24 protein-coding genes are annotated in these 23,175 nt (G+C 70.5%); 10 read left to right on the forward strand and 14 right to left on the reverse strand.

All coding sequences use genetic code 11. From position 1 onward, the window contains the following. Nucleotides 1–4: 4 nt before the first annotated feature. On the reverse strand, nucleotides 5–1,444 hold the full coding sequence (locus O7597_RS16325; RefSeq protein WP_269739851.1) for a GuaB1 family IMP dehydrogenase-related protein: 1,440 nt from the start codon (nucleotides 1,442–1,444) through the stop codon (nucleotides 5–7). Nucleotides 1,445–1,458: 14 nt separating this feature from the next. Beyond that, nucleotides 1,459–2,055 carry a LysE/ArgO family amino acid transporter gene (locus O7597_RS16330; RefSeq protein WP_281580058.1) on the reverse strand — a complete coding sequence of 199 codons (597 nt, stop codon included), beginning with the start codon at nucleotides 2,053–2,055 and terminating at the stop codon, nucleotides 1,459–1,461. Between the two features lie 71 nt (nucleotides 2,056–2,126). Between O7597_RS16330 and O7597_RS16335 the strand changes: the two genes are divergently transcribed. Beyond that, complete coding sequence (locus O7597_RS16335; protein WP_281580059.1) at nucleotides 2,127–3,023, forward strand: LysR family transcriptional regulator ArgP; 897 nt, start codon at nucleotides 2,127–2,129, stop codon at nucleotides 3,021–3,023. A gap of 14 nt (nucleotides 3,024–3,037) precedes the next feature. Here the strand turns inward: O7597_RS16335 and O7597_RS16340 are convergent, their stop codons facing one another. Then, a complete protein-coding gene (locus tag O7597_RS16340; RefSeq protein WP_281580060.1) occupies nucleotides 3,038–4,792 on the reverse strand; it encodes a biotin carboxylase N-terminal domain-containing protein in 1,755 nt (584 codons plus the stop codon). 185 nt (nucleotides 4,793–4,977) lie between these two features. On the opposite strand from O7597_RS16340, the gene O7597_RS16345 reads away from it, so the two are divergent. Together O7597_RS16345 and O7597_RS16350 are read left to right on the forward strand one after the other, a co-directional pair. Next, on the forward strand, nucleotides 4,978–5,937 hold the full coding sequence (locus O7597_RS16345) for an ATP-binding cassette domain-containing protein (RefSeq protein ID WP_269739847.1): 960 nt from the start codon (nucleotides 4,978–4,980) through the stop codon (nucleotides 5,935–5,937). Between the two features lie 17 nt (nucleotides 5,938–5,954). After that, nucleotides 5,955–6,710 carry an ABC transporter permease gene (locus O7597_RS16350; protein ID WP_269739846.1) on the forward strand — a complete coding sequence of 252 codons (756 nt, stop codon included), beginning with the start codon at nucleotides 5,955–5,957 and terminating at the stop codon, nucleotides 6,708–6,710. A gap of 151 nt (nucleotides 6,711–6,861) precedes the next feature. Here the strand turns inward: O7597_RS16350 and O7597_RS16355 are convergent, their stop codons facing one another. From O7597_RS16355 to O7597_RS16380, 6 genes are all read right to left on the reverse strand, one after another. Further along, on the reverse strand, nucleotides 6,862–7,515 hold the full coding sequence (locus tag O7597_RS16355; protein WP_269739845.1) for an O-methyltransferase: 654 nt from the start codon (nucleotides 7,513–7,515) through the stop codon (nucleotides 6,862–6,864). 9 nt (nucleotides 7,516–7,524) lie between these two features. Next, nucleotides 7,525–8,181, reverse strand: a complete 657-nt coding sequence (locus O7597_RS16360; protein ID WP_281580061.1) for a nucleoside triphosphate pyrophosphatase — start codon at nucleotides 8,179–8,181, stop codon at nucleotides 7,525–7,527. A gap of 108 nt (nucleotides 8,182–8,289) precedes the next feature. Next, complete coding sequence (locus tag O7597_RS16365) at nucleotides 8,290–9,339, reverse strand: S8 family serine peptidase (RefSeq protein ID WP_281580062.1); 1,050 nt, start codon at nucleotides 9,337–9,339, stop codon at nucleotides 8,290–8,292. A gap of 119 nt (nucleotides 9,340–9,458) precedes the next feature. After that, a complete protein-coding gene (locus tag O7597_RS16370) occupies nucleotides 9,459–10,820 on the reverse strand; it encodes a hypothetical protein (RefSeq protein ID WP_281580063.1) in 1,362 nt (453 codons plus the stop codon). After that, the gene (locus O7597_RS16375; RefSeq protein WP_281580064.1) at nucleotides 10,817–11,317 is read right to left on the reverse strand and encodes a hypothetical protein; all 501 of its coding nucleotides are present in this window, start codon (nucleotides 11,315–11,317) and stop codon (nucleotides 10,817–10,819) included. Before O7597_RS16375 ends, O7597_RS16370 begins: the two co-directional genes overlap by 4 nt. Nucleotides 11,318–11,427: 110 nt before the next feature. Then, nucleotides 11,428–11,640, reverse strand: a complete 213-nt coding sequence (locus O7597_RS16380) for an acyl-CoA carboxylase subunit epsilon (RefSeq protein ID WP_281580065.1) — start codon at nucleotides 11,638–11,640, stop codon at nucleotides 11,428–11,430. Between the two features lie 92 nt (nucleotides 11,641–11,732). Between O7597_RS16380 and O7597_RS16385 the strand changes: the two genes are divergently transcribed. Both O7597_RS16385 and O7597_RS16390 read left to right on the forward strand, forming a co-directional pair. After that, nucleotides 11,733–14,216: a serine/threonine-protein kinase gene (locus O7597_RS16385; protein WP_281580066.1), complete on the forward strand. Its 2,484-nt coding sequence runs from the start codon at nucleotides 11,733–11,735 to the stop codon at nucleotides 14,214–14,216. A gap of 64 nt (nucleotides 14,217–14,280) precedes the next feature. After that, a complete protein-coding gene (locus O7597_RS16390) occupies nucleotides 14,281–14,517 on the forward strand; it encodes a hypothetical protein (protein WP_164446131.1) in 237 nt (78 codons plus the stop codon). 105 nt (nucleotides 14,518–14,622) lie between these two features. Here O7597_RS16390 and O7597_RS16395 read toward each other — a convergent pair whose 3' ends face one another. Beyond that, on the reverse strand, nucleotides 14,623–15,372 hold the full coding sequence (locus tag O7597_RS16395) for a GH25 family lysozyme (protein WP_204004703.1): 750 nt from the start codon (nucleotides 15,370–15,372) through the stop codon (nucleotides 14,623–14,625). Between the two features lie 118 nt (nucleotides 15,373–15,490). Beyond that, the gene (locus O7597_RS16400; protein ID WP_269739840.1) at nucleotides 15,491–16,042 is read right to left on the reverse strand and encodes a Uma2 family endonuclease; all 552 of its coding nucleotides are present in this window, start codon (nucleotides 16,040–16,042) and stop codon (nucleotides 15,491–15,493) included. 132 nt (nucleotides 16,043–16,174) lie between these two features. On the opposite strand from O7597_RS16400, the gene O7597_RS16405 reads away from it, so the two are divergent. The 3 genes from O7597_RS16405 (at nucleotide 16,175) to O7597_RS16415 (ending at nucleotide 18,330) form a co-directional block, all read left to right on the forward strand. Then, nucleotides 16,175–16,915 (forward strand): M50 family metallopeptidase, encoded by a 741-nt coding sequence (locus O7597_RS16405; protein ID WP_269739839.1) that lies wholly within the window; start codon nucleotides 16,175–16,177, stop codon nucleotides 16,913–16,915. A gap of 70 nt (nucleotides 16,916–16,985) precedes the next feature. Continuing rightward, nucleotides 16,986–17,486: a SigE family RNA polymerase sigma factor gene (locus tag O7597_RS16410; RefSeq protein WP_269739838.1), complete on the forward strand. Its 501-nt coding sequence runs from the start codon at nucleotides 16,986–16,988 to the stop codon at nucleotides 17,484–17,486. Next, the gene (locus tag O7597_RS16415) at nucleotides 17,479–18,330 is read left to right on the forward strand and encodes a hypothetical protein (RefSeq protein WP_281580067.1); all 852 of its coding nucleotides are present in this window, start codon (nucleotides 17,479–17,481) and stop codon (nucleotides 18,328–18,330) included. The genes O7597_RS16410 and O7597_RS16415 overlap by 8 nt, the downstream gene beginning before the upstream one ends. A 43-nt stretch (nucleotides 18,331–18,373) precedes the next feature. On the opposite strand, the gene O7597_RS16420 is transcribed toward O7597_RS16415, so the two are convergent. Beyond that, nucleotides 18,374–19,957 carry an acyl-CoA carboxylase subunit beta gene (locus O7597_RS16420; RefSeq protein ID WP_269739836.1) on the reverse strand — a complete coding sequence of 528 codons (1,584 nt, stop codon included), beginning with the start codon at nucleotides 19,955–19,957 and terminating at the stop codon, nucleotides 18,374–18,376. Between the two features lie 74 nt (nucleotides 19,958–20,031). Between O7597_RS16420 and O7597_RS16425 the strand changes: the two genes are divergently transcribed. Then, nucleotides 20,032–20,907 (forward strand): biotin--[acetyl-CoA-carboxylase] ligase, encoded by an 876-nt coding sequence (locus tag O7597_RS16425; RefSeq protein WP_269739835.1) that lies wholly within the window; start codon nucleotides 20,032–20,034, stop codon nucleotides 20,905–20,907. Between the two features lie 181 nt (nucleotides 20,908–21,088). Continuing rightward, a complete protein-coding gene (locus O7597_RS16430) occupies nucleotides 21,089–21,646 on the forward strand; it encodes a PH domain-containing protein (RefSeq protein WP_269739834.1) in 558 nt (185 codons plus the stop codon). 42 nt (nucleotides 21,647–21,688) lie between these two features. On the opposite strand, the gene O7597_RS16435 is transcribed toward O7597_RS16430, so the two are convergent. Together O7597_RS16435 and O7597_RS16440 are read right to left on the reverse strand one after the other, a co-directional pair. Continuing rightward, nucleotides 21,689–22,405, reverse strand: coding sequence for a GtrA family protein (locus O7597_RS16435; protein WP_269739833.1), 717 nt, complete (start codon nucleotides 22,403–22,405; stop codon nucleotides 21,689–21,691). Nucleotides 22,406–22,468: 63 nt separating this feature from the next. Continuing rightward, nucleotides 22,469–22,996, reverse strand: coding sequence for a GtrA family protein (locus O7597_RS16440; protein ID WP_332317176.1), 528 nt, complete (start codon nucleotides 22,994–22,996; stop codon nucleotides 22,469–22,471). Between the last annotated feature and the right edge of the window lie 179 nt (nucleotides 22,997–23,175).

Below are 23,175 nucleotides of genomic sequence, written 5' to 3' on the forward strand. Positions count from 1 at the left end.
GCCCTCACCAACTGGTCGGCAGGGGCATGCCCTCGGTGTAGCCGGCGGTGCTCTGCACACCGATCAGCACCCGCTCGTGGAACTCGTCGAGGGTGCGCGCACCGGCGTAGGTGAAGGCGCTGCGCACCCCCGAGATGATCTCGTCGATCAGGTCCTCCACCCCGGGACGGGTCGGATCCAGGTACATCCGGGCCGACGAGATGCCCTCCTCGAAGATCGCCTTTCGGGCCCGGTCGTAGGGGCTGTCGTCGCCGGTACGCGCGCTCACCGCCCGCGCCGAGGCCATGCCGAAACTCTCCTTGTAGCGCCGGCCCTCCTCGTCGGTGAACAGGTCACCGGGGGACTCGTAGGTGCCGGCGAACCAGGAGCCGATCATCACGTTGGACGCCCCGGCGGCCAGCGCCAGCGCCACGTCCCGAGGGTGCCGCACCCCACCGTCGGCCCAGACGTGGCGACCCAGGGCCCGGGCCGCCGCCGCGCAGTCCAGTACCGCCGAGAACTGCGGCCGACCGACTCCGGTCATCATCCGGGTGGTGCACATCGCGCCCGGACCGACACCCACCTTGACGATGTCGGCACCCGCGTCGACCAGATCGCGTACCCCGTCGGCGGTGACCACGTTGCCGGCCGCCACCGGCACGGCCGGGTCGAGGCCGCGTACCGTCCGCAGGGCGGAGATCATCCGCTCCTGGTGGCCGTGCGCGGTGTCCACCACCAGGGTGTCCACCCCGGCCTCCAGCAGCGCCTTCGCCTTGCCCGCCACGTCGCCGTTGATGCCCACCGCCGCCGCGATCCGCAGTCGACCGTGGGCGTCCACCGCCGGCTTGTAGAGCGTCGCCCGCAGCGCACCGGGACGGGTGAGCACACCGACCAGCCGGCCCGCGTCGTCCACCACGGGCGCCAGTCGCCGCCGGCCCGCCGAGAGCCGGTCGAAGCCGGTACGCGGATCCGCGTCGACGGGCACCGTGTGCAACTCGGTCGACATCACGTGCCGCAGTTGCGTGAAACGGTCCACGCTGACCGTGTCGGCCTCGGTCACCACCCCCATCGGGCGGCCGTCCTCGTCCACCACGATGACCGCACCGTACGCCCGCTTGGGCAGCAGGTGGATGGCGTCACCGACGGTGTCGTTCGGGCCCAGCGCGATCGCGGTGTCGTGCACCAGGTGCCGCTGTTTGATCCAGGCGACCACCTCCGCCACCACGTCGATCGGGATGTCCTGCGGGATCACCGCGATGCCGCCACGTCGGGCCACCGTCTCGGCCATCCGACGGCCGGCGACCGCCGTCATGTTCGAGACGACCAGCGGGATGGTGGTACCGGTGCCGTCGCCGGTGGCCAGGTCCACGTCGAGCCGCGAACCCACCTCCGAGCGGGCCGGTGCCATGAAGACGTCGTTGTAGGTCAGGTCGTACCCGGGATTCACGCCGTTGAGGAACCGCACCCGGCCATCATGACTCAGCCCAGCACCAGGGCCAGCGCCACTGCGACCATCACCACGGCGATCACGCCGTCGAGCACCTGCCAGACCCGCCGGCGCGCGAGCAGCGGGGCGAGCCGGTACGCGCCGGCTCCGAGGGCGGCGAACCAGAGCACGCTGGCGCCCGCCGCGCCCACCCCGAACAGCCACCGGTGCGGGTGCTGCTGGGCGATGCCGCCGAGGAGCAGCACCGTGTCGAGGTAGACGTGTGGGTTGAGGTAGGTGAAGGCGAGGCAGGCCAGCAGCGTCGGGCCGAGCCGGGCCGGGGGCCGGTCGGCCGGCGTGAGCGCGGCGGGCCGCAACGCCCGGCGGGCGGCGAGTGCCGCGTACCCGAGGAGGAAGGCCGCCCCACCCCAACGGATCGCGGTGAGCAGGACCGGGCGGCCGGCCACGATCGAGCCCACCCCGGCGATGCCCACCCCGATCAGCAACGCGTCGGAGAGCGCGCAGGTCAGCACCACCGGCACCACGTGCTCCCGGCGCAGGCCCTGACGCAGCACGAACGCGTTCTGCGCGCCGATGGCGACGATGAGGGCGATGGAGAGGGAGAAGCCGGCGACGACGGAGGTGAGCATGCGGCCGACGCTAGAGGTGTCTCCTTTCCTGAGTCCAGCTAAAGATTCTTCAGCTAGTTAAGCTCAGCTACATGAGTGGCGTCGACTCCACCCAGCTCCGTACCCTCGCGGCCATCGTCGCCGAGGGCAGCTTCGAGGCGGCGGCCCGCCTGCTGCACGTGACACCGTCGGCGGTCAGCCAACGGATCAAGGCGCTGGAGGAGACCGTCGGGCAGGTGCTCGTCCGCCGCCACCGGCCCTGCGACGCCACCGAGGCCGGCCGCCCACTGCTGCGCCTGGCCGGCCAGCTCGCGCTGCTGGAACGGGAGGCACTGGCCGACGCCCGGGGCCCGCTCGGCGGCGACCGGGGGCGTACCCGGGTCGCCATCGTGGTCAACGCCGACTCGCTCGCCACCTGGTTCCCGGCCGCGCTCGCCCGGCTGCCCGAGCAGCCGGAGTTGTCCTTCGACATCCGGCAGGACGACCAGGACCACACCGCCGAGCTGCTGCGCGCCGGCACGGTCACCGCCGCGGTCACCGCCCAGCGCGAAGCCGTGCAGGGCTGCCGGGTACGCCGGCTCGGCTCGATGCGCTACCGGGCCCTGGCCGCACCCGAACTGGCGGACCGCTGGTTCGCCGACGGGCTGACCCGGACGTCGGCCGCCGTCGCGCCGGTGGTGGTCTTCGACCGCAAGGACCGCATCCAACACCGCTTCCTGCGTACGGTGACCGGGGTCGCCCTCGATCCGCCCGTGCACTACGTGCCGTCGGTGCCCGCCTTCAACGAATCGATCCGACTAGGGCTCGGCTGGGGGCTGATGGCCGAGCAGCTCGCCGACGCCGACCTGGCCGCCGGGCGCTGCGTGGACATCGCACCCGGCCGCGTGCTGGACGTGCCGCTGTACTGGCAGCACTGGCGACTCGACTCGCAGGTGCTGACCGCGCTGACCGCCGCCGTCTGCGCCGTAGCCGCCGAAACCCTCCGCTGACGTCCCGTCACACCTCAGGCGATGGTGCAGATCGCCGCGCCCGCGGTGATCACCGCGCCGACCTCGGCCGACAGGGCACTGACCGTACCGGCCTTGTGGGCGTGCAGCGGCTGCTCCATCTTCATCGCCTCCAGCACCACGATGAGGTCACCCTCGGCAACCGTGTCGCCGTCGGCGACCGCGATCTTGACGATGGTGCCCTGCATGGGCGAGGTGAGCGAGTCACCGCTCGCCGCCGCGCCCGCCGTGGTTCCGCCACCCCGGCGGGTGGGCTTCCGCGCGGCCGGCGCGGCGGCACCGGCCGTACCGGCGCCGAGACCGGCGGGAAGGCTCACCTCCAACCGCTTGCCGCCCACCTCGACCACGACGGTCTCGCGCTCCGCCGGGCCGGCGACGGCTCCGGCGGCGGCGGTGAACGGCGGCACGGTGTTGTCGAACTCCGTCTCGATCCACCGGGTGTGCACGGTGAACGGCTCGGCGGTGAACGCCGGGTCGCGCACCACCAGACGGTGGAACGGCAGCGCCGTGGCCATCCCGTCGACCACCATCTCGTCCAGCGCACGGCGGGCCCGCTCCAACGCCTCGGTCCGGGTCTCACCGGTGATGATGACCTTGGCGAGCAGCGAGTCGAAGTTGCCGCCGATCACGTCGCCGGCCGAGATGCCGGCGTCCACCCGTACCCCGGGGCCGGTGGGCAGCCGCAGCGCGGTGACCGTGCCGGGGGCGGGCAGGAAGTTGCGGCCCGGGTCCTCGCCGTTGATCCGGAACTCGATGGAGTGCCCGCGCGGGGTCGGGTCCTCGGTGAACCGCAGCTTCTCGCCGTCGGCGATGCGGAACTGCTCGCGGACCAGGTCGATGCCCGCGGTCTCCTCGGTGACCGGGTGTTCCACCTGGAGTCGGGTGTTGACCTCGAGGAAGGAGATGGTGCCGTCGTTGCCGACCAGGTACTCGACTGTGCCGGCACCGTGGTAGCCGGCCTCCCGGCAGATCGCCCTGGCACTGTCGTGGATCTGGGCCCGCTGCGCGGCGGTGAGGAACGGCGCCGGCGCCTCCTCGACCAGCTTCTGGTGGCGGCGCTGCAACGAGCAGTCCCGGGTGCCCACCACGATCACGTTGCCGTGCTGGTCGGCGAGGACCTGCGCCTCCACGTGGCGGGGCTGGTCGAGGTACCGCTCGACGAAGCACTCGCCCCGCCCGAACGCGGCGACCGCCTCCCGGGTGGCCGACTCGAACAGCTGCGGGATCTCCTCCATCGTGCGGGCCACCTTCAGCCCGCGCCCACCGCCGCCGAAGGCCGCCTTGATCGCCACCGGCAGGCCGTGGTCGACGGCGAAGGCCAGCACCTCGTCGGGGCCGCCGACCGGGTCCGCGGTGCCGGGGACCAGTGGGGCGCCGGCCCGCTGGGCGATGTGCCGGGCGGTCACCTTGTCGCCCAGGTCGCGGATCGCCTGCGGGGTCGGACCGATCCAGGTCAGGCCGGCGTCGATGACCGCCTGGGCGAAATCGGCGTTCTCGGAGAGGAAGCCGTACCCGGGATGCACCGCGTCCGCGCCGGAACGTCGGGCAACGTCGACCAGCTTGTCGATGCGCAGGTAGGAGTCCGCGGCGGTGTCGCCACCCAGGGCGTACGCTTCGTCGGCGAGCGTGGCGTGCAGGGCGTCCCGGTCCGAGTCGGCGTACACCGCGACGCTGCCCAGGCCCGCGTCCCGGCAGGCGCGGATGACCCGGACGGCGATCTCGCCTCGGTTGGCGATGAGTACCTTGCGCACCTGGTGGCTCCTCCCGGCGGGTTACTGACCGGGAGTTTATCGGGCACCCCGATGGCCCTAACGATCGCTCAGTGTGGGATGGCGCACTGTCCGGGCGAGGTAATTGAGCGGCGTGGTGTCGTACCGATGTGGTCGAGTGCCGGTGACGATGATGGCCGACAGCGGCCACGAGCGGGGAGCAGGACATGATCGAGACCAGAGGGCTGCGGAAGTCGTTCCGCAGCCGGGCCGGTCGGGAGACGAAAACCGTCGAGGCGGTACGCGGCGTCGACCTCGACGTCCCGGCCGGTGAGATCTTCGGGTTCCTGGGCCCGAACGGTGCCGGCAAGACCACCACGCTGCGGATGCTGGCGACCCTGATCGAGCCGGACGGGGGTCAGGCCACCATCGCCGGTGCCGACCTGCTCAAGGACCCGGGTGAGGTGCGTCGCCGGATCGGCTACGTGGCCCAGGGCGGCAGCACCTGGGACGAATCCACCGGCCGCGAGGAACTGGTGCTCCAGGCCCGGATGTACGGCATCCGCAAGACCGAGGCGCAACGGCGGGCGGCCCGGGCGCTGGAGGCGTTCCAACTCGTCGAGTTCGCCGACCGGAAGTGCAAGACGTACTCCGGTGGCCAGCGACGCCGCGTCGAGATCGCGCTCGGCATCATCCACGAGCCGAAGATCGTCTTCCTGGACGAGCCGACCACCGGGCTCGATCCGCAGAGCCGCGCGCACATGTGGGACGAGATCCGCCGGTTGCGCGCCGACGGCATGACGGTCTTCATCACCACCCACTACCTCGACGAGGCCGACGCGCTCTGCGACCGCATCGCGATCATGGATCACGGCGAGGTGGTCGCCGAGGGCACGCCGGCCGACCTCAAGCGGGAGATCTCCGGCGACGTGGTCCAGGTCGGCCTGGACGTCACCGCCACCGGCGAGGCCGAGAAACTGCTCGACGGCGAGGAGTACGTGAACCGGCTGGAACGGCTCGACGAGGGCGGGTTGCGGCTCTTCGTCGACGAGGGCGCCACCGCCATCCCGCGGATCCTGCGCCGGATCGACGCGGCCGGGCTCGACCTCAGATCGATCGAGCTGCACCGCCCGAGCCTCGACGACGTCTTCCTCACCAAGACCGGCCGCTCGCTGCGCGAGTCCTGACCCGACCCGGAGATCTCATGAAGCTCGCTCGCGACACCTGGCTGATCTTTCAACGGCAACTGCACCTGCTGCTGCGCAACCCCGTGTGGGTCTTCGTCGGCGTCTTCCAACCGGTGATGTACCTGCTGCTGTTCGCCCCGCTGCTCAAGCCGGCGCTGGGCGCGCCGACCCAGGCCGAGGCGTACAAGATCTTCGTGCCTGGTCTGCTGGTCCTGCTGGCCATCTTCGGTGGCCTCTTCCAGGGCTTCGGCCTCATCGCCGAACTACGGGCCGGGGTCATCGAACGTTCCCGGGTCACCCCGGTCAGCCGGCTCGCCCTGCTGCTCGGCCGGTCGCTGCGCGACGTGGTGTCGCTGATGACCCAGGCCGTCATCATCACGCTGCTCGCGCTCCTGTTCGACCTGCGGGTGTTCATCGGTGACCTGCTGCTGGCGTACCTGATGCTCGCCCTGATCGCGCTGATGACCTCGGCGGTCTCCTACGGCGTCGCGCTGAAGGTGAAGAGCGAGGACGCCCTGGCGCCGCTGATGAACACCGTGGCCCAGCCGGTGCTGCTGCTCTCCGGCATCCTGCTGCCGCTCGCCTTCGCCCCGGGCTGGCTGCAGGGCGTCGCCAAGTGGAACCCGTTCTCCTGGGCGGTCGACGGCACCCGCGCCCTGTTCAACGGCGACATCGGCGACGACCGGGTCTGGCAGGGGTTGAGCATCATCGCGGTGCTCGCCGCAGCCGGTGTCTACTGGGCCGCCCGCCAGTTCGCCCGCAGCGTCCGCTGACGAGCCCCGCCCTCCAGCCCGGCCCGGGCTGGAGGGGCGCCCGGCCCGGGCTGGAGGGCGGCGGCCCGAGTTGCGGCATGTCGCGGTTTCCCGTCGGCTGGATACCGCGACATGCCGCAACCGGAGTGGATCGACGCCTGCGCGCGGGGTGTCAGTGCACGTGGGCGAGGGTCAGGCCGTCGGCGATAGGCAGCATCACCGCATCCACCCGAACGTCGGCCAGCACGTCCTCGTTGAAGGCAGCGATCGCCCGGTCGTCGGCGCTCTGCGGTGCCACCACCCGACCGTTACGCAACACGTTGTCCACGGCGATCACCCCGCCCGGCCGCATCCGAGGCACCAACTCGGCCCAGTAGACCGGGTAGCCGGTCTTGTCGGCGTCGATGAAGGCGAAATCCAGGTACCGCTCGTGCGGCAGTTCGCGCAGCGTGTCACCGGCCGGTCCGATCCGCAGGTCGATCCGGTCGTCGACACCGGCCCGCGCCCAGTACCGGCGGGCCACGCTCGTGTACTCCTCCGAGATGTCGAAGCAGGTCAACCGCCCACCCTCGGCCAGCCCACGGGCGATCGCCAGCGACGACAGCCCGGTGAAGGTGCCCACCTCCACCGCCTGCCGGGCACCGATCAGCCGGGTCAGGAACGTCAGGAAGGCGGCCTGTTCCGGCGCCACCTGCATCGACGCGTGCTCGGGAAGCAGCGCCAGCGTTTCCCGAGCCAGGTCGCTGATGACCTCGTCCGGCGGGGCACCGTGCGCCACGAGGTACCGGTGCAGGTCGTCGGTGAGTGGAATCGACTTCAGCGTCATGCTCGGAACCTAACCGAGCGGTTCGACGATCTGGTTACCAGGCGCGACCTTCGTCCACAGATCGGTGATCCGCAGATCCAACTCGGCGAGCAGCCTCCGCAGCAACGGCAAGGACAGCCCGACGACCGTCCCCGGGTCCCCCTCGATCCGCTCCACGAACGGCCCGCCCAATCCGTCGATCGTGAACGCACCGGCCACCGCCAGCGGCTCGCCGGTCGCGACGTACGTGGCGATCTCGTGGTCGCTGATGTCGGCGAAATGCACCACGGTGGAGGCCACCGCCTCCGCGCGTCGCCCGGCCGCGATGTCGACGAGACAGTGCCCGCTGTGCAGCACCCCGCTACGCCCACGCATCCGCTCCCACCGCCGGGTCGCGTCGGCCTCGTTGTCGGGCTTGCCGAAGATCTCCCCGTCGAAGGCGAGCACCGAGTCACAGCCGAGCACAAGGGTTCGCTCGTCGTCGGTGGGACGCAGCCGACCCAGCACGGCCTGCGCCTTGAGCCGGGCCAACTCGAGGCAGAGATCCTCCGCCCGTTCGGTCACCACGAGCGATTCGTCGACTCCACTGACCAGCACGTCCGGCTCGATGCCGGCAGCCTGGAGGGACTTGCGACGGGCTGGGCTCGCCGACGCGAGCACAAGGCGAAGCGGCAGGGCATCAGACACCCCGCCGACGTTACCGCCTGCCCGCGTACGCCTCACCGCGCACCGCCGGCCGCAGGCCTGGGCCCTTCCCCGCGCGCCCACGGCCCGGGGAAACGCGATTCCGATGCGTCAGCGAGTGATCCGAGGTGGCGGATCATCGGAGCGGCGTCGGTGCCGGGCCACCAGCGCCCAAGCGCCGCCCGCCGCCACCAGCACCCCCAGCGTGACCAGACCGCGGACAGTCGCCGCCCGCCCCTCGTCAGCCGGCGGCCCATCAGCCGCCGCCGTGGTAGGACCGGCCGTGTCCGGCGCGTCCGCCGGCACCGACCCGAAACCCCTCGGCGGTACGTCTGCCGTCAGCGCCGCCACCAGATCGATGACTCCGTAGCCGTACTGGTCGTCCCTTCCCGGCGGCCCCTTGTCGATCGCAGTCGCAGTCAGCCGATGCGCCACCTCATCAGCCGGCAGATACGGATACTTGGCCCGGACCAAAGCAGCCGCCCCCGCCACAATCGCCGCCGCCCCAGAAGTCCCCGTACCTCTTCGATATCGGCTGCGGATGCTTGTACTATAAATGTCTACTGCCGGTGCGACGATGTCTATACTAGATCCACTGGTGGAAATCTCGGCAATGCTTCCTCTGTGGTCAATTCCGCCTACTGCAATGACATCATGCGAAGCCGCTGGATATGGTACGTCAGAATTTATGGGTCGGTTGCCCGCTGCTGCCACGACGACTACGTCGGACGAACGTGCTGTGCCAAGGGCGCGGAGGAGGTGCGCACTTGCCCCGCCTCCAGCGGAAATGCTGATTACATCGACTCCTGCGTGAATCGAATATTCGATTGCATCGGCTAAGCAATCAACATTGCCATTAGGTGCGGCATCCAAACACCGGACGGGCAGAATTTTTGCCTTCGGTGCTATGCCTAAGGCGCCGGTGTCGGCACTGCGGCCGTGAGCGGCAATTAGACCCGCCATTCCAGTGCCGTGTCCAGTGCTATCCCGACGCCCGTCCCTGCCGCCACCTTTAGTAAGGTCGATTCCGGGAAGCAGATTCCCGCGAAGGTCCGGGTGGGGCTCAACCCCTGTGTCAACTACTGCTACTGTGACGCCTTCTCCTTGGGTTTCTCTGTGAGCCTCCCGAACTCTCAGGTGCCGGAGATGCCATTGATCCATCCGTACGAGGCTGACACCGTCGGGCGTTGGTGGAGGATGAAGTTCGGTAGGTGACGCTAGTGGGAGGATGCACATCAATAGCGCGACTACTGGAAGCCGTTTGTTTTTCGCGGTTGATATCACCGCGTGAGGCCGATGGCGGGGCCTGGGTCGATTGGTCCCTCTTCACCTGGTGGACGGACTATTGGAGTGACCCCCTCATCCACTGCCCAAGGGTCGTCTGGATCCCATCGGCGCGCCTCGTTGCCATACGCGGAATCTTGGTGGCTAAGCGGCCCATGGGTCCTGCGGCGGCTCGTGTCACTGACCGGAGCAAACCTCGGGGAGTCCCCGGCATGCGTTTGAATAAGCCCGAACCCTCCTTTTCCACCTGGTCGCGATCCTGCACCCCCGGTCGGCGCAGTTCCGGCTGCGCCACCACCAATGAATCCACCGAAGGGATTTGACGGGCGCGGGTACGCGTTGCTAACCCCGGAATGGCTGGCGGCGCGTCCGGTTGGTCCCCCGATCCACCCACTTTGCGGTGTTGTTGCCGATAAACTCCTGCTAGTCGATCTGCTGGCTTCCTTGCCGGTCGCGCTCGTTCCTTGGCTGGGACCACCAGGAATCGGTCGGATAACCAATCCTGATGTAGGCGGAAGTTCGGAAATGGATGTTGGTGATATCGGGATAGCTGGCGTGGTTGCGGGTGGTGCAGGTGGGGTTGGAGGAGGAATCAGATGAGAGTCAACTCTGCCGAGCACCGGCCCAATAGTTGGGGTCGTCGAGTTGAAGAGTGATTTGACCGGCGGGAGATTTTGCTCCCTGAATGAAGTCTGCCGGCGTGACGGCGAGAAGGAAACGATGGGCGGAATTATTGGTGCCGCACTGTCGCCATAGGTGTTAGGGGCGGCGCTATCGAGAGCAATCGCCTTGGTTGGTGGAGGGTGGCGGAGTTGGGTTTGGGCTTGGTGGAGTTCGGTGCTGAGGCCGTACATGATGTTGCGGGCCTGGGTGTTCAACTGCTCCAGGTCCGAGTCGGTGACCGGTGACTGAATGGCTCGGCTGGCGGCGGCAGCTTTAGGATCGGCGGCGGTTTGTTCCCAGGAGCGCTTCTGTTGCAGTTTGTCGGCGTACTCCTGGTGGATTTTCTCGATTTTGTCTCGGCTGCTGCTGAGGGCCAGGGTCGCGGCGGACAGCGCCGTCTGGTTGGTGGCGGCGGCGTCGTGGGTGCGCTGCACCTGGTCGATCAGCTCGTCGAGTTTGGCCAGGTAGGCGTGGGAGGCCGCGTTGGTCTCGGGTGGCCATGCCTGGGCCAGGCGTTCGCGGTAGGTCCTCAGCCGGCCGAGATGCTGGCCGGCCAGTTCGGCGATCTTTCGCCAGCCGGCGACGTGACGCCAGTGGTTGTCGGTGTGGTGGCCCTGGAGGCAGGCCCACATGTCGGCCACGTTCATCAGATGCCACTCGGTCAGGCCGCTGCGGCCGACGCCCGGTTCCCTCATGGCACCACCACCGGGCCGGTGTTGTCGGTGCCGGTCGGGTCGACGAGCGGTGGCGAGGCCACGGCCGTTGGTGGCGGCGGGCCGGGCTGCCCGAGCGTCTCGCTGACGGGTGGCGCGGCGTGTCGCTGCTCGAATGCTCGGCGGACGTCGGCGACGCGGGCGGCGGCGAAGGCGTCGGTGTCGGCGTACTGCTCGGCCACGAGCTTCGCGGCCGCCGCGAGGTGGCCGGTGGCGTCACCGACGCCCCAGACCGCGTTGGTCGTGGCCTGCTGCGTCTCCCAGTGGGTGCGCATGAAGTGCACCAGCTCGACGAACGCGTCGGCCGGGTTGGGCACGGTGGTGAGCATGTCGTCGGCGATGTACCGCAGGTGCGGTGCGTAGCTGCCCTCCACCTCGGCGCGGAGCTGCTCGGCGAAGTCGCGTAGCTGCCGGATGTCGGCCTCGACGCCCCCGGAACCGCCCAGCCAGGACGCGTGTCGATCCTCCTCAGGGATCATCGGCCCTCCCAATCTGTCACGGGCTCGCTCCCCTGAGTGAGGTTAGACGGTGAACGCCCCCTCCGGCAGCCCTGGCCGCGCCCGACCGGGCCGCATGGAACCAGACGGGGTCAGCGAGGCAGGCCGGCGGTGCGCCAGTTACCGGCACCGGGCGTCAGCCCCGCACCCGACGGACGGCCGCTACGCGCCCAGACCGATGCCGGGACCGGCGCGGGCCGGGCCGTTGGGCGCGACCGGACGGCGATCACGCCCACCAAGGCGGCCAGTTCCTCGGCGGTCGGCACGCCGCGCACCACCCGGAACAACGGCTCTTCGACAGACATGACCTCAGGGTACGCGGGGGAGAGGCCGGCCTTCGTCGCACAGTGGCGTGCCGGCGGTGTGACCGTCTGCGCTGCCGGGTACCGTCTCAGCGATGTCAGAAGCTGCCCCCCAACTCGTCGCCGACCGGTACCGGCTGCTGTCGCCGCTCGGTCAGGGCGGCATGGGTCGGGTATGGAAGGCGCGCGACGAGGTGCTGCACCGCGACGTCGCCATCAAGGAGTTGGTTCCGCCGCCGGGCCTGACCAGCGACGAACGTCGCGAGATGCGCGAGCGGTCGCTGCGCGAGGCGCGCGCCATCGCGCGGCTCAACAACATCAACGTGGTACGCATCTTCGATGTGCTCCGCACCGACGGCGATCCGTGGATCGTCATGGAGTACGTGGCGTCCAAGTCGTTGCAGGACACCATCGCCGAGGACGGCCCGGTGTCGCCGGCGCGGGCCGTGGAGATCGGTCTGGGCGTGCTGAACGCGCTGAAGGCCGCGCACAAGGCCGGCATCATGCACCGCGACGTCAAGCCCGGCAACGTGTTGCTCGGTACCGACGGCCGGGTGGTGCTGACCGACTTCGGGCTGGCCACGATCCCCGGTGATCCGAACGTCACCCGGACCGGCATGGTGCTCGGCTCGCCCGCGTACATCGCGCCGGAGCGCGCCCGCGACGGCACCTTCGGCCCGGAGGCCGACCTGTGGTCGCTCGGTGCCACCCTGTACGCCGCTGTCGAGGGCAAGTCTCCGTTCGCGCGCCCCTCGGCGATCAGCACCCTGGCCGCGCTGGCCACCGAGCCGGTGCCGCCGGCTCGCAACGCCGGGCCGCTCAAGCAGGTGCTGGCCGGGCTGCTGCGCAAGGACCCACAGGAGCGGATCACCGCCGAGTCGGCCGAGCGCATGCTGCGCCGGGCCGGTGGGCGTCGGGCCCGGGGCATCTCACTGCTCGACGGCGTACGCCGACCCGGGCCGAACGGACCCCGCGAGCCACGCCCGCCACTGGTGCCGGCACCGCGCCCCTCCGGCGAGCGGCCGTCCACCCCGGTCACGCCGCCGGCACCTCGTACGCCGCCCACCTCAGGGCCACTGGCCGGTGGTGCCGCGGCAGCCGGCTCCACAGCGGACCGTCCGACAGGTGATCAGCTCGACCCGACGACGAAGGTCGATCAGCCGGACGGCCGGGCCGATGCCGCTCCGACGACACGGGTCGCCGGTCCGGACGGCACCGCCGCTGCCGACCCGACGACGGGCGACCGGGACACCGCCCTGGCCGCCGCTGCCGGCACCGCGTCGACCGCCGGCGCGGCTGCCGGCGGGCCGGCGGGTGGTACCGCTCCGGTCGCCGCTGGCACGGTCGGAGCCCCGGCAGACGCCACCGGCGACGGGCAGTCCGCGCCGCCCAGCGAGCAGGACGGATCGGACGCCGCCACCGGCGACCGGACCGGCTCGGACCCGGCGGATCCGACGAGTGCCGGGGCCGACGCGACGCCGGACGCGACGAACAACGGTGCGAGGGCCAGCGAGGCGCACCCGGGCGACGCCGCCCCGGCGGGTCCCGCCGCGACGGACGCCGACGCTTCGGAAAGTACGGCGACCGCGGGCGACACGGCATCCGGGACGGCGACCGGTACGCACGGCGGGGCCGCGACGGACAAGGCCCGAACGGGCGGTGCGGTCACGGATCGCGGTTCGCAGCCCGGACCGACGGTTCGGTCCAGCGGCACGCCGGACGAGGCGAGCGGTGCCCGGTCGGTGGGCGGTCGCACCCGGGTGGATCAGCCGGCAGGGGACGGCAGCCGGCGCACGCCGCAGCCGACCTCGGTCATGCCGGCGGCCCCGGTCAGCCCGGCCCCGACCCGCGGCAACGTCTTCAAGGCCGGGCAGTTCCGTTCGGAGCGGACCCGGCGTGCGGTGCTCGTCGGTGCCGTGGTGGCGCTGCTGCTGCTCGGCGTGGTGGTGGCGGTGCCGCTGCTCAACAGTGGCGACGAGGACGGTGGGACTCCGCCGGCCGCGAACGGCACCAGCAGCGCGCCGGCCCCGACCAGATCGGAACCGGCCGCCCCGCCGCCGAGCGACCCGCCGGCCAGCCCGTCGGCGTCGCCCAGCCCGTCGGCCTCGCCCAGCGCCTCGGAGACGGCCGACGGCCTGCCGGAAGGGTGGACGCTGCGGACCGACCCGGTGGGCTTCAAGGTGCCGGTACCCGACGGCTGGCGACGCAGCACCAGCGGTACTTCGGTCATCTACCAGGAGCCGGACGGGGTGCGGGAACTGCTCATCGACCGCACCGACACGCCGAAGCGGGACGCCGAAGCCGACTGGCGGACTCAGGAGCCGAACCGGAAGAACCTGGTCCGCAACTACGAGTACATCGACATCTCCTCGTTCGACTGCAAGTGGCGGACCTGCGCCGACTGGGACTGGCGGGAAACCCGCGACGGCACCCGGATCCGGGTCCGCAACCGGGCCTTCGTACCCGCCAGCAACCGGGGCTTCGCGCTGCGGTGGGAGGTCGCGGACCGCGACTGGGACGAGCAGTTGGAGAACTTCGAGATGATCTTCCGCGAGTTCGTGCCGGACCGGCGGGACTGATCGGCAGGCATGGCCCTTCGTCGTTCGGGGTATCTGATCTCCGACGACGGAAGGGAGGCCCGAGATGGGTTACCGAGGAAGGGACGCCCGGCCCCGGCTGGCACTGTGGACGGCCGTGGTGCTGGGCAACGTCGTACTGCTGGTCGCCACCGTCGGAGTCGCGGTGCTGGCGACCATGCTGAGCCTGGTGACGCTCGCCGGTGCCGCGTTCGCCGGCTGGCACCTCACCCGTCGGGGCAGTGTGTCCCGTGGCGCGGGGATGAGCGTGCCGGTCGCGATGACCGCGCGGCGGCGGGCCTGAGATTTTCCCGTGACGCCCGGCGCGACGACAGTGTCCGGGTGCGGCGCGACGGCAGGCTGACGTCCGCTCCGAGCGAAGGACGTCGGCCCGCCGTCGCGGCGTACGTCAGGTGTTGTTGGCCAGCGCGATCAGCCGGCTGCGGTCGCCGTTCCAGTAGTTGCGGTCGACGCCGCCGCTGATGCCGGGAACGCTGCCGGAGTCGGTGTACTGCCAGAAGCTCCAGAACGGCGCGCCGGCCGGCAGCGCCCCCACCGAGGACGACCAGCGGGCCACCCACAGCGGGTGGTTGTTCCACGGCCCGCTCCAGGAACCGGTGCACTGGTTCCAGAAGCTGGTGGTGGTGTAGATGACCGCGTACCGGCCGGTGCGGGACCGGTAGGTGTTGAGGAAGTCCTGCACCCAGTTACGCATGCCGGTGGTGCTCAGGCCGTAGCAGTAGCCGCCGCTGTACGGGTTCGCCTCCAGGTCCAGCGCCGCCGGCAGGGTGCGGCTGTCCGCGGACCAGGCACCGCCGTTGGAGGCCAGGAAGTTCGCCTGGACCGCGCCGGAGGAGATGTTGGGCCGGGCGAAGTGGTACGCGCCGCGGATCACTCCCGCGTAGTACGCGTTCACGTAGTTGGTGTTGAAGTTCGGGTCGCGGTAGCTCGTACCCTCGGTGGCCTTGATGAAGGCGAACTGGATGCCGGAGTTGCGGACGCTCGTCCAGTTGATGGTGCCCTGGTAGCGCGAGACGTCGATGCCCGGCACGGTGGCGGCGGCGGCCGGGGTCGCGGTGGCGACGAGCCCGGCGGCGGCGGTGGCGAGTACGGCGAGTGCGGCGGCGGTCAGCCGACGCAGCGATCTGGTCCGACCCATGGCGTCCTCCTGAGACGACTGTCGATAGACAGACATCTTTGAAGGTGATCGTCGGCCAGGGCAAGAGGGATCAAGACAACTTTCGATGTACCGGTTGTGGTGGCAACCCACCTGGCGATCAGCGCAGCGTGGCCGGATCCACCTGCCAGCGGAACGGGTCGGTGAGGGTGAGCGTCTCGCCGGCCTTGGCCACCCGGTCCTCGACGTAGTGCCCGCCGTCCAGCCGGTACAGCCGCAGCGCGTGGGTGTCGCCGTCCTGCTCGACCAGCAGGTACCAGGGGATCCGGGCGATCGCGTAGAGCTGCATCTTGAGCACCCGGTCAGCGGCGGCGTTGCCCGGCGACACGATCTCGCAGACGAGCGCCACCTCGGCGGCTTCGACCACGCTGCCCTCGTCGTCGGTATCGGCCACCACGACGTCCGGAATGGCGATCCGGTTCGGGCCGAGCCGGAGATTGACCGCCTCGAAAACGGTGAGGCCGAGCGGAGCAGCCGCCGCGTCGAGGCTGTTGGCCAGCCATCGAGACACCAGTTGATGCCGCTTGCTCGGGGCAGGGCTCACGATCAGGCTCCCGTCGAGCAGCTCGAACCGGGCATTCGTCTCACCCGTGCCGAAGTATTCGGCCTCCGTCCAGAGGCCGACGTGGGGTTCCAGGGGGGCCGCGCTCACCGGCGTTCACCTCCCGATCCGATCGCCACCCGGTCAGTCTCACACGATACGACCGGTTGGCCCGGGACCGACACCGCAACGGTCACCCGGCGCGACGCCGGCGGCGGAACGTGAGCGGTAGGCTGCCGCCTCATGGTGTCGATCGAGGGCATGGCCGACTTCTGGGACCGCCTCTTCGGCGCGCAGCCCGACCCGCCTCCGCTACTCGTGGTGCTCACCGGCCTGGTCGCGCTGGTCGTCGTGGTCACCCGGCTGCCGTGGCGGATCGCCCGTAACGCGATCACCATCGCCCACGAGGGCGGTCACGCGCTGGTCGCCGTGCTCACCGGACGCAAGCTGCAGGGCATCCGGCTGCACTCGGACACCTCCGGTCTGACGCTGTCCGCCGGCCGCCCGACCGGCCCGGGCATGGTGCTCACCCTGCTCGCCGGCTATCTGGCCCCGCCCCTGGTGGGCCTGGGTGGGGCGTGGCTGCTCGCCGGCAACCGGATCACCCTGCTGCTGTGGATCGCGGTGATCCTGCTGTTCGCCATGCTGGTGATGATCCGCAACCTCTACGGCGCGCTGACTCTGGTGATCGTCGGGGGTGCCGTGCTCGCCGTCTCCTGGTACGCCAGCCCGCAGGTCCAGGCCGCCTTCGCGTGGACCGGGGTGTGGTTCCTGCTGCTCGGTGGCGTACGGCCGGTGGTGGAGTTGCAGCGGATGCGTGCGCGACGCGGCATGCCGGCCTCCGACGCCGACCAGCTGGCCGGGATCACCCCGCTGCCGGCGTTCTTCTGGGTGGTCCTCTTCGGCCTGGGCAACCTCGCCGTGCTGGCGGCCGGCGGCCTGCTGCTGGCCGGCCCGCTGCTCGCCGAGGCTGGTCTCACCTGATTTCGACGCCCGGTCGGCAACCCGGACCGCCCCCCGGTGCGTGTGCTCTGTCAGGTACGGGGAGGTGCGGGTGGCCGATGTCGAGGGGTTCGACGAGTTCTACCGGGGCAGCCGGCAGCGGCTGCTCGGGTACGTCTACGTGCTGACCGGCGACCGCACCGAGGCGCAGGATGCCGTGCAGGAGGCGTTCATCCGGGCCTGGCAGCGCTGGTCCACTGTGGGAGCCTACGACGATCCGGAGGCGTGGGTACGCGTGGTGGCGGCCCGGATCGCGGTCAGCCGGTGGCGCAGCCTGCGCAGCCGCGCCCGGGCCTACCTGCGACACGGCGCGGTAGACAGCGTGCCCGGACCCACCACCGACACCGTCGAGGTGGTCGCCGCCCTGCGCCAGCTCCCCGAGGAACAACGCGTCGCGATCGCGTTGTACTACCTCGCCGGACTGCCGGTCGCGGAGGTGGCGCGGCAGACCGCGGCTCCGGTCGGCACGGTCAAGGCACGACTTTCCCGTGGGCGCGCCGCGCTCGCCGGGCTGCTCGCCGTCTCTGATCTTGAGGAGGCTCACGGTGCCTGACGAGATGAGGTTTCTCGAGCGGATGCACCAGGACCTGCGGGAGGTCCGCTGGGCTGAGCCGGCGGAACTGCGTGAGCGGGGTACCCGCCGCCGCAGGCGTGCGGCGGTGGGATCGGCTGTCGCCGTGCTGGTGATGGCCGCCGCCTCCGTCGTCGTCACGAAGGACCTCGCCACACCACCACCGGCGGCGCCGCTGGCCGCGCCGACCACGTCGGTCCCGTCCGCCGAGATTCCCCGGGACGCCATGGTGCAACCGGGCGACCTTCCCGTCGAGACCGGCCCTCCGCTCGGCCAGTCCGGCCTGGGTGAACCGGTGCAGATCGATCACGTGTTGCTCGCCTGTCACCAGGACCAGGGTCGCAGCGCCGACTGGGAGACGTCGCGTTACTCGCGCTCGCAGACGCTGCTGCGGGCGCCTGCCGAGCGTCTCCCGGCCGACGAGGTGTTCAGCCAGGCCGTCTACCGGCTCGCTCCGCAGGTAGCCGACCGCATCTTCGCTCGGATCGATGCGTCGCTCGCCCCGTGTGCGAACTGGCGGTCCAGCGGGGACATGCTCTGGGATGAACAGGTCGTCGCGGCCGAGGCCGACCACCGGTGGGAGGTGACCGCCCGCGACTTCGTCGGCGATCAGTCGATGGTGATCCAGCACAGCGTCACGGAGATACGGAATCTGGAAACCGGCGAGAGCCGGAAGCCGGGCCAGCTCGACAGGACCGCCGTGGTGCGGGTCGGCGACCTGGTCACGGTGATGGGTCTGGGCCGGGACGGTACGGAACGAGAGCTGCGCCGGCTGGCCACGGTGGCAGCCGACCGGCTCTGCGTCGCTGCCAACCCACCGTGCTGACCGACCCCTCCCGGCGAGGGCGGGAGGGGTCCGCTCGTGGCGGCTACAGCGGGATGTTGCCGTGCTTCTTGGGCGGCAGCGTCTCCCGCTTGGTGCGCAGCACCCGCAGCGCCCGGACGAGCTGGGTACGGGTCTCGTGCGGCGGGATCACCGCGTCGACGTACCCGCGCTCGGCGGCCACGTACGGGTTGGCCAGCGTGTCCTCGTACTCGGCGATCCGCTCGGCGCGGACCGCGGCCGGGTCCTCGGCGGCGGCCAGTTCCTGCCGGTAGAGGATGTTCACGGCCCCCTGCGCGCCCATCACCGCGATCTGGGCGGTGGGCCAGGCGAAGTTGAGATCGGCCCCCAGGTGCTTGGAGCCCATGACGTCGTACGCCCCGCCGTACGCCTTGCGGGTGATGACGGTGACCTTCGGCACGGTGGCCTCGGCGTACGCGTAGATGAGCTTCGCGCCCCGGCGGATGATGCCGTCCCACTCCTGTCCGGTGCCGGGCAGGAACCCGGGAACGTCGACGAAGGTGAGTACCGGGATGTTGAAGGCGTCGCAGGTGCGGACGAAGCGGGCCGCCTTCTCGCTGGCCGCGATGTCAAGCGTGCCGGCGAAGTGCATCGGCTGGTTGGCCACCACACCGACGGGCCGGCCCTCGACCCGACCGAAGCCGACCACCATGTTCTGCGCGTAGAGCGGCTGGACCTCCAGGAACTCCCCGTCGTCGAGCACGTGTTCGATCACCCGGTGCATGTCGTACGGCTGGTTGGCCGAGTCGGGGATCAGCGCGTCCAGTTCCCGGTCCGCGTCGCTGATCTCCAGGTCGGCCGGCGCGTCGAAGACCGGCGGCTCGTCCAGGTTGTTCGAGGGCAGGTGGGACAGCAGCGCCTTGACGTAGTCGATCGCGTCGGCCTCGTCGGTGGCGAGGTAGTGCGCGTTGCCGCTGCGGCTGTTGTGGGTGCGGGCGCCGCCCAGCTCCTCCATGCCGACGTCCTCGCCGGTGACAGTCTTGATCACGTCCGGACCGGTGATGAACATGTGCGAGGTCTGGTCGACCATCACGGTGAAGTCGGTGACCGCGGGGGAGTAGACCGCGCCACCGGCGCACGGGCCCATGATGAGCGAGATCTGCGGGATGACACCGCTGGCGCGGACGTTGCGGAAGAAGATCTCGCCGTAGAGGCCGAGCGAGGCCACGCCCTCCTGGATCCGGGCGCCACCGGAGTCGTTGATGCCGACCACCGGGCAGCCGATCTTCATGGCCAGGTCCATCACCTTGACGATCTTCTCGCCGAAGACCTCGCCGAGGGAGCCGCCGAAGACCGTGAAGTCCTGGGCGAACACGCAGACCTGCCGACCGTCGACGGTGCCGTAGCCGGTGATCACACCGTCGCCGTACGGGCGGGTCCGGTCCAGCCCGAAGTTGGTGGACCGGTGCCGGGCGAACTCGTCCAACTCGACGAACGACCCCTCGTCGAGCAGCATCTCGATGCGCTCCCGGGCGGTCTTCTTGCCGCGTGCGTGCTGCTTCTCCACGGCGCGGGCCGACCCGGCGTGCACCGCCTCGTCGACCCGTCGTGCCAGGTCCGCCAGCTTGCCCGCGGTGCTGTGGATGTTGGTCCCGGTCTCGGTAGTCACCCTGGGAATATAACGATGGTTCAGGTCGCCGCCGCTGTGCACTTCGCCTCACCGGCCACCCGTAGGCTGATGGCGTGCCGGGTTCTCCGTATACCGATCTGGATCGTCCGCCGCTGTCGGCGGCCCGGCTGCGTCGGGCGCTGGTCGCGCCGCACGGTCCGTGGTCCCGGCTGGAACTGCGGACGGAGACCGGGTCCACGAACGCCGACGTCGCCGAGGCGGCCCGGGCGGGGGAGCCGGAGGGCCTGGTCGTGGTGGCCGAGCGGCAGACCGCCGGCCGGGGCAGGCGCGGGCGGGTCTGGCAGTCGCCGCCGCAAGCCGGCATCGCCACCAGCGTGCTGCTCCGGCCCGGCGAGGCCGTGCCGGCCCGAGGCTGGTCGCCGGCGCCACCTTCGGGGTACGGGTGGCTGCCGCTGCTGGCCGGTGTGGCGCTGGTCGAGGCGGTGACGCTGCTGGCCGAGTTGGACGCCACCCTGAAGTGGCCGAACGACCTGCTCATCGGGGGTGCCAAGTGCGCCGGGATTCTCGCCGAGGGGGTGCCCGGGCCGGGGCTGAACGACCCGCCGGCGGTCGTTGTCGGTATCGGGCTGAACGTGACGCTGCGCGCCGACGAGCTGCCGGAACATCCGACCGGTCTGCCGGCCACCTCGCTGCGACTGGCCGGCGCGTCGGCCACCGACCGGGATCCGCTGCTGCGGGCCCTGCTCCGCTCGGTCGCTGACTGGTACGCCCGGTGGCGCGCGGCCGGCGGCGACGCGGCGGCCAGCGGTCTGCGCGAGGCGTACCTGGCGGCGTGCGGCACCATCGGCCGCGAGGTCCGGGCACTGCTCCCCGACGGCACCACCCTGACCGGCACCGCCACCGGAGTCGACCCCGACGGCCAACTCCTCCTCACCACCCCCACCGGCACGCGCCCCCTGGCCGCCGCCGACCTCCACCACCTCCGCTGACCACCTTGATTAGTTGACCATGAAGTTGTTGTCGAGTGGATCGCGCCTGGGCGACGACAACTTCATGATCGGCGCGATGGGCTGGGGGTGGGGTGGGGGTGGGGTTTGAGCCGCGTGGCGGATGTGGGGTGGTGGGGGTGGGGGTTACGGTCTGGGCGTCCGTTTCGGCGAGGAGGGTTCCGTGGCGTTTCCCGAGGACGTGCTCAGTGAGGATGAGCACGTCGTGCTGCACCTGCATCCGCACTGGAAGGCGCTGATCCGGCCGGTGGCGGTGCTGGTGCTCGCCGTCGCGGCGGTGGTGGTCGGCGTGCTGTTCCTGCCCTCGGGCGGGGGCGGTGCCGTGGCGCTCGCGGTGATCGGCGGGCTGGCCCTGCTGGCCGTGCTGGTGCTGGCGGTGCGGCCGTACGTCTCCTGGCGCAGCACCCACTACCTCTTCACCAACGAGCGGGTCGTGCTCCAGCACGGCGTCTTCTCCCGCGATCGCCGAGACATCCCGCTCAGCCGGGTCAACGACCACTCGATGAGTCAGCAGTTCGCCGGCCGGCTGCTGGGTTACGGAACGCTGACCATCGAGTCGGCCGGTGAGCGCGGACAGTCCGTGCTGCACGACGTACCGAAGGTCGACCGGGTCCAGACGAAGCTGTACGAACTCGTGGAGGCGTTCGACGACCGGCACTCGCTCGGTGACGGCGAGCTGCGCGAGATTCTCGGCGAGCGCGACACGGCCGCCGGGGCGTAGCCGCCCGGACCCGGATCCGGCGCGCCCGCCCGCAGCGCCCGGTCAGCGACGGCGAGGGCGACGGGGGGCCGGCGCGGGCTGCAACTGGGCGGCCAACTCGGCCTCCAACTCGGCGTCCAACTCCGCCGTCAGCCGGGCCTCGTCGGGCAGCGACGCGGACCTCGGCTGGAGTGGCCGGGGAGTCACGCCGGGCCGGGCGGCGGGCGGCTGCTCCTCCTCCAGCTCCGTCACCGACTCGGCGAGTTCGGCCACCGGGTCCATTCCGGCCATGGTGTCCCACTCGTCGCGGGGCAGACCGTGCCACCGCTGCGTCGCCTCGGCCGGTGCGGCGGGCTGGAAGACGAACGTCCGGTACGACCAGAAGCGGAACAGCGTCGCGAGCACCACGCCGCCGGTCTTCGCGATGTTCAGCGCCAGCAGCCCGGTCACGCCCAGTCCGTACTTGGCGGCGGCGAGTACGCCGAGTTCGATCAGCAGCCCAGCTCCGTTGAAAAGGAAGAACAGGGCGTATTCCCGCTGCATCGCTGATTTCGGACGATCACGGTACGTCCAGTGCCGATTCATCAGATATGACGTGATGGTGGCCACGATGGTGGCCACGACGGTCGCCTTCAGCTGGCCGTCGACGAAGACCGTGAGTGCGAGTGCATTGAACACGGCGTAATTGATGACCGTGTTGATGCCACCGACCAGGCCGAATTTGAGTGCCTCGTGGATGAACTTCTGCCAGCGCTCAGGCAGCAGACGGACGAGAGGCATGCGCAACACCTTAGGGCAGTGGGTCGGGGTCGGCTGGCTCCGACCGAACGAGTGGGCGGCAGGTCACGCCCGGCGGTCCTGGTTCGCTTCCGCGACGGGTGGCGTTCCCGCTTCGACGAAGACGAACCGTCGGTACGACCAGAATCGGAACAGCGTGCCGAACCCGGTACCCACGACGAAGCTGGCGACGTTGTCGGCCAGCCGGGTCTGGAAGACGGACGGCCAGACGCTGCCGAGCCCGTAGTGGCTGATCGCGAGGCAGGCCACCGCGATGCCCAGGCCCACCGCGTTGAAGAAGAAGAACAGCGCGTACTCCCGGGCCGGGTGGGAGCGCTTACGGTGCCGCCAGGTCCAGAACCGGTTGCCCAGGAAGGCGAACGTCGCGGCGATGACCGTCGCGATCGTCTTGGCGGTGATCTGCTCCACGCCCTGCGGGCCGATCAGGTAGTTGAACAGTGCGAAGTCGATGAGGAAGGCGATCCCGCCGACGGTCGCGAACTTGCTCATCTCCCGGACGAGGTGACCGAAACGGTCGATCAGGGAGTGAACCAGACCCGAGCGGGTCTGCCGGGAGCCTGGCTCCCCGGTCATCGTGGCGGCCACCGTGCGAGCGTACCGGTTGGTGACCCCGGGAGCGGGTAGCAACCGGCACCGGGGTGCACCGGTGCCGCGGCACGGACGGGCACGAACGGAGCGTAACCGGATCCGTGCGATCGGGTGTTCTCCGCCGCTTCGGTGCTCCCGGTCGCAAAACGCCGGTGTGGGTGCCG

The organism is Verrucosispora sp. WMMC514 (assembly GCF_027497295.1).
GTDB lineage: Bacteria > Actinomycetota > Actinomycetes > Mycobacteriales > Micromonosporaceae > Micromonospora > Micromonospora palythoicola.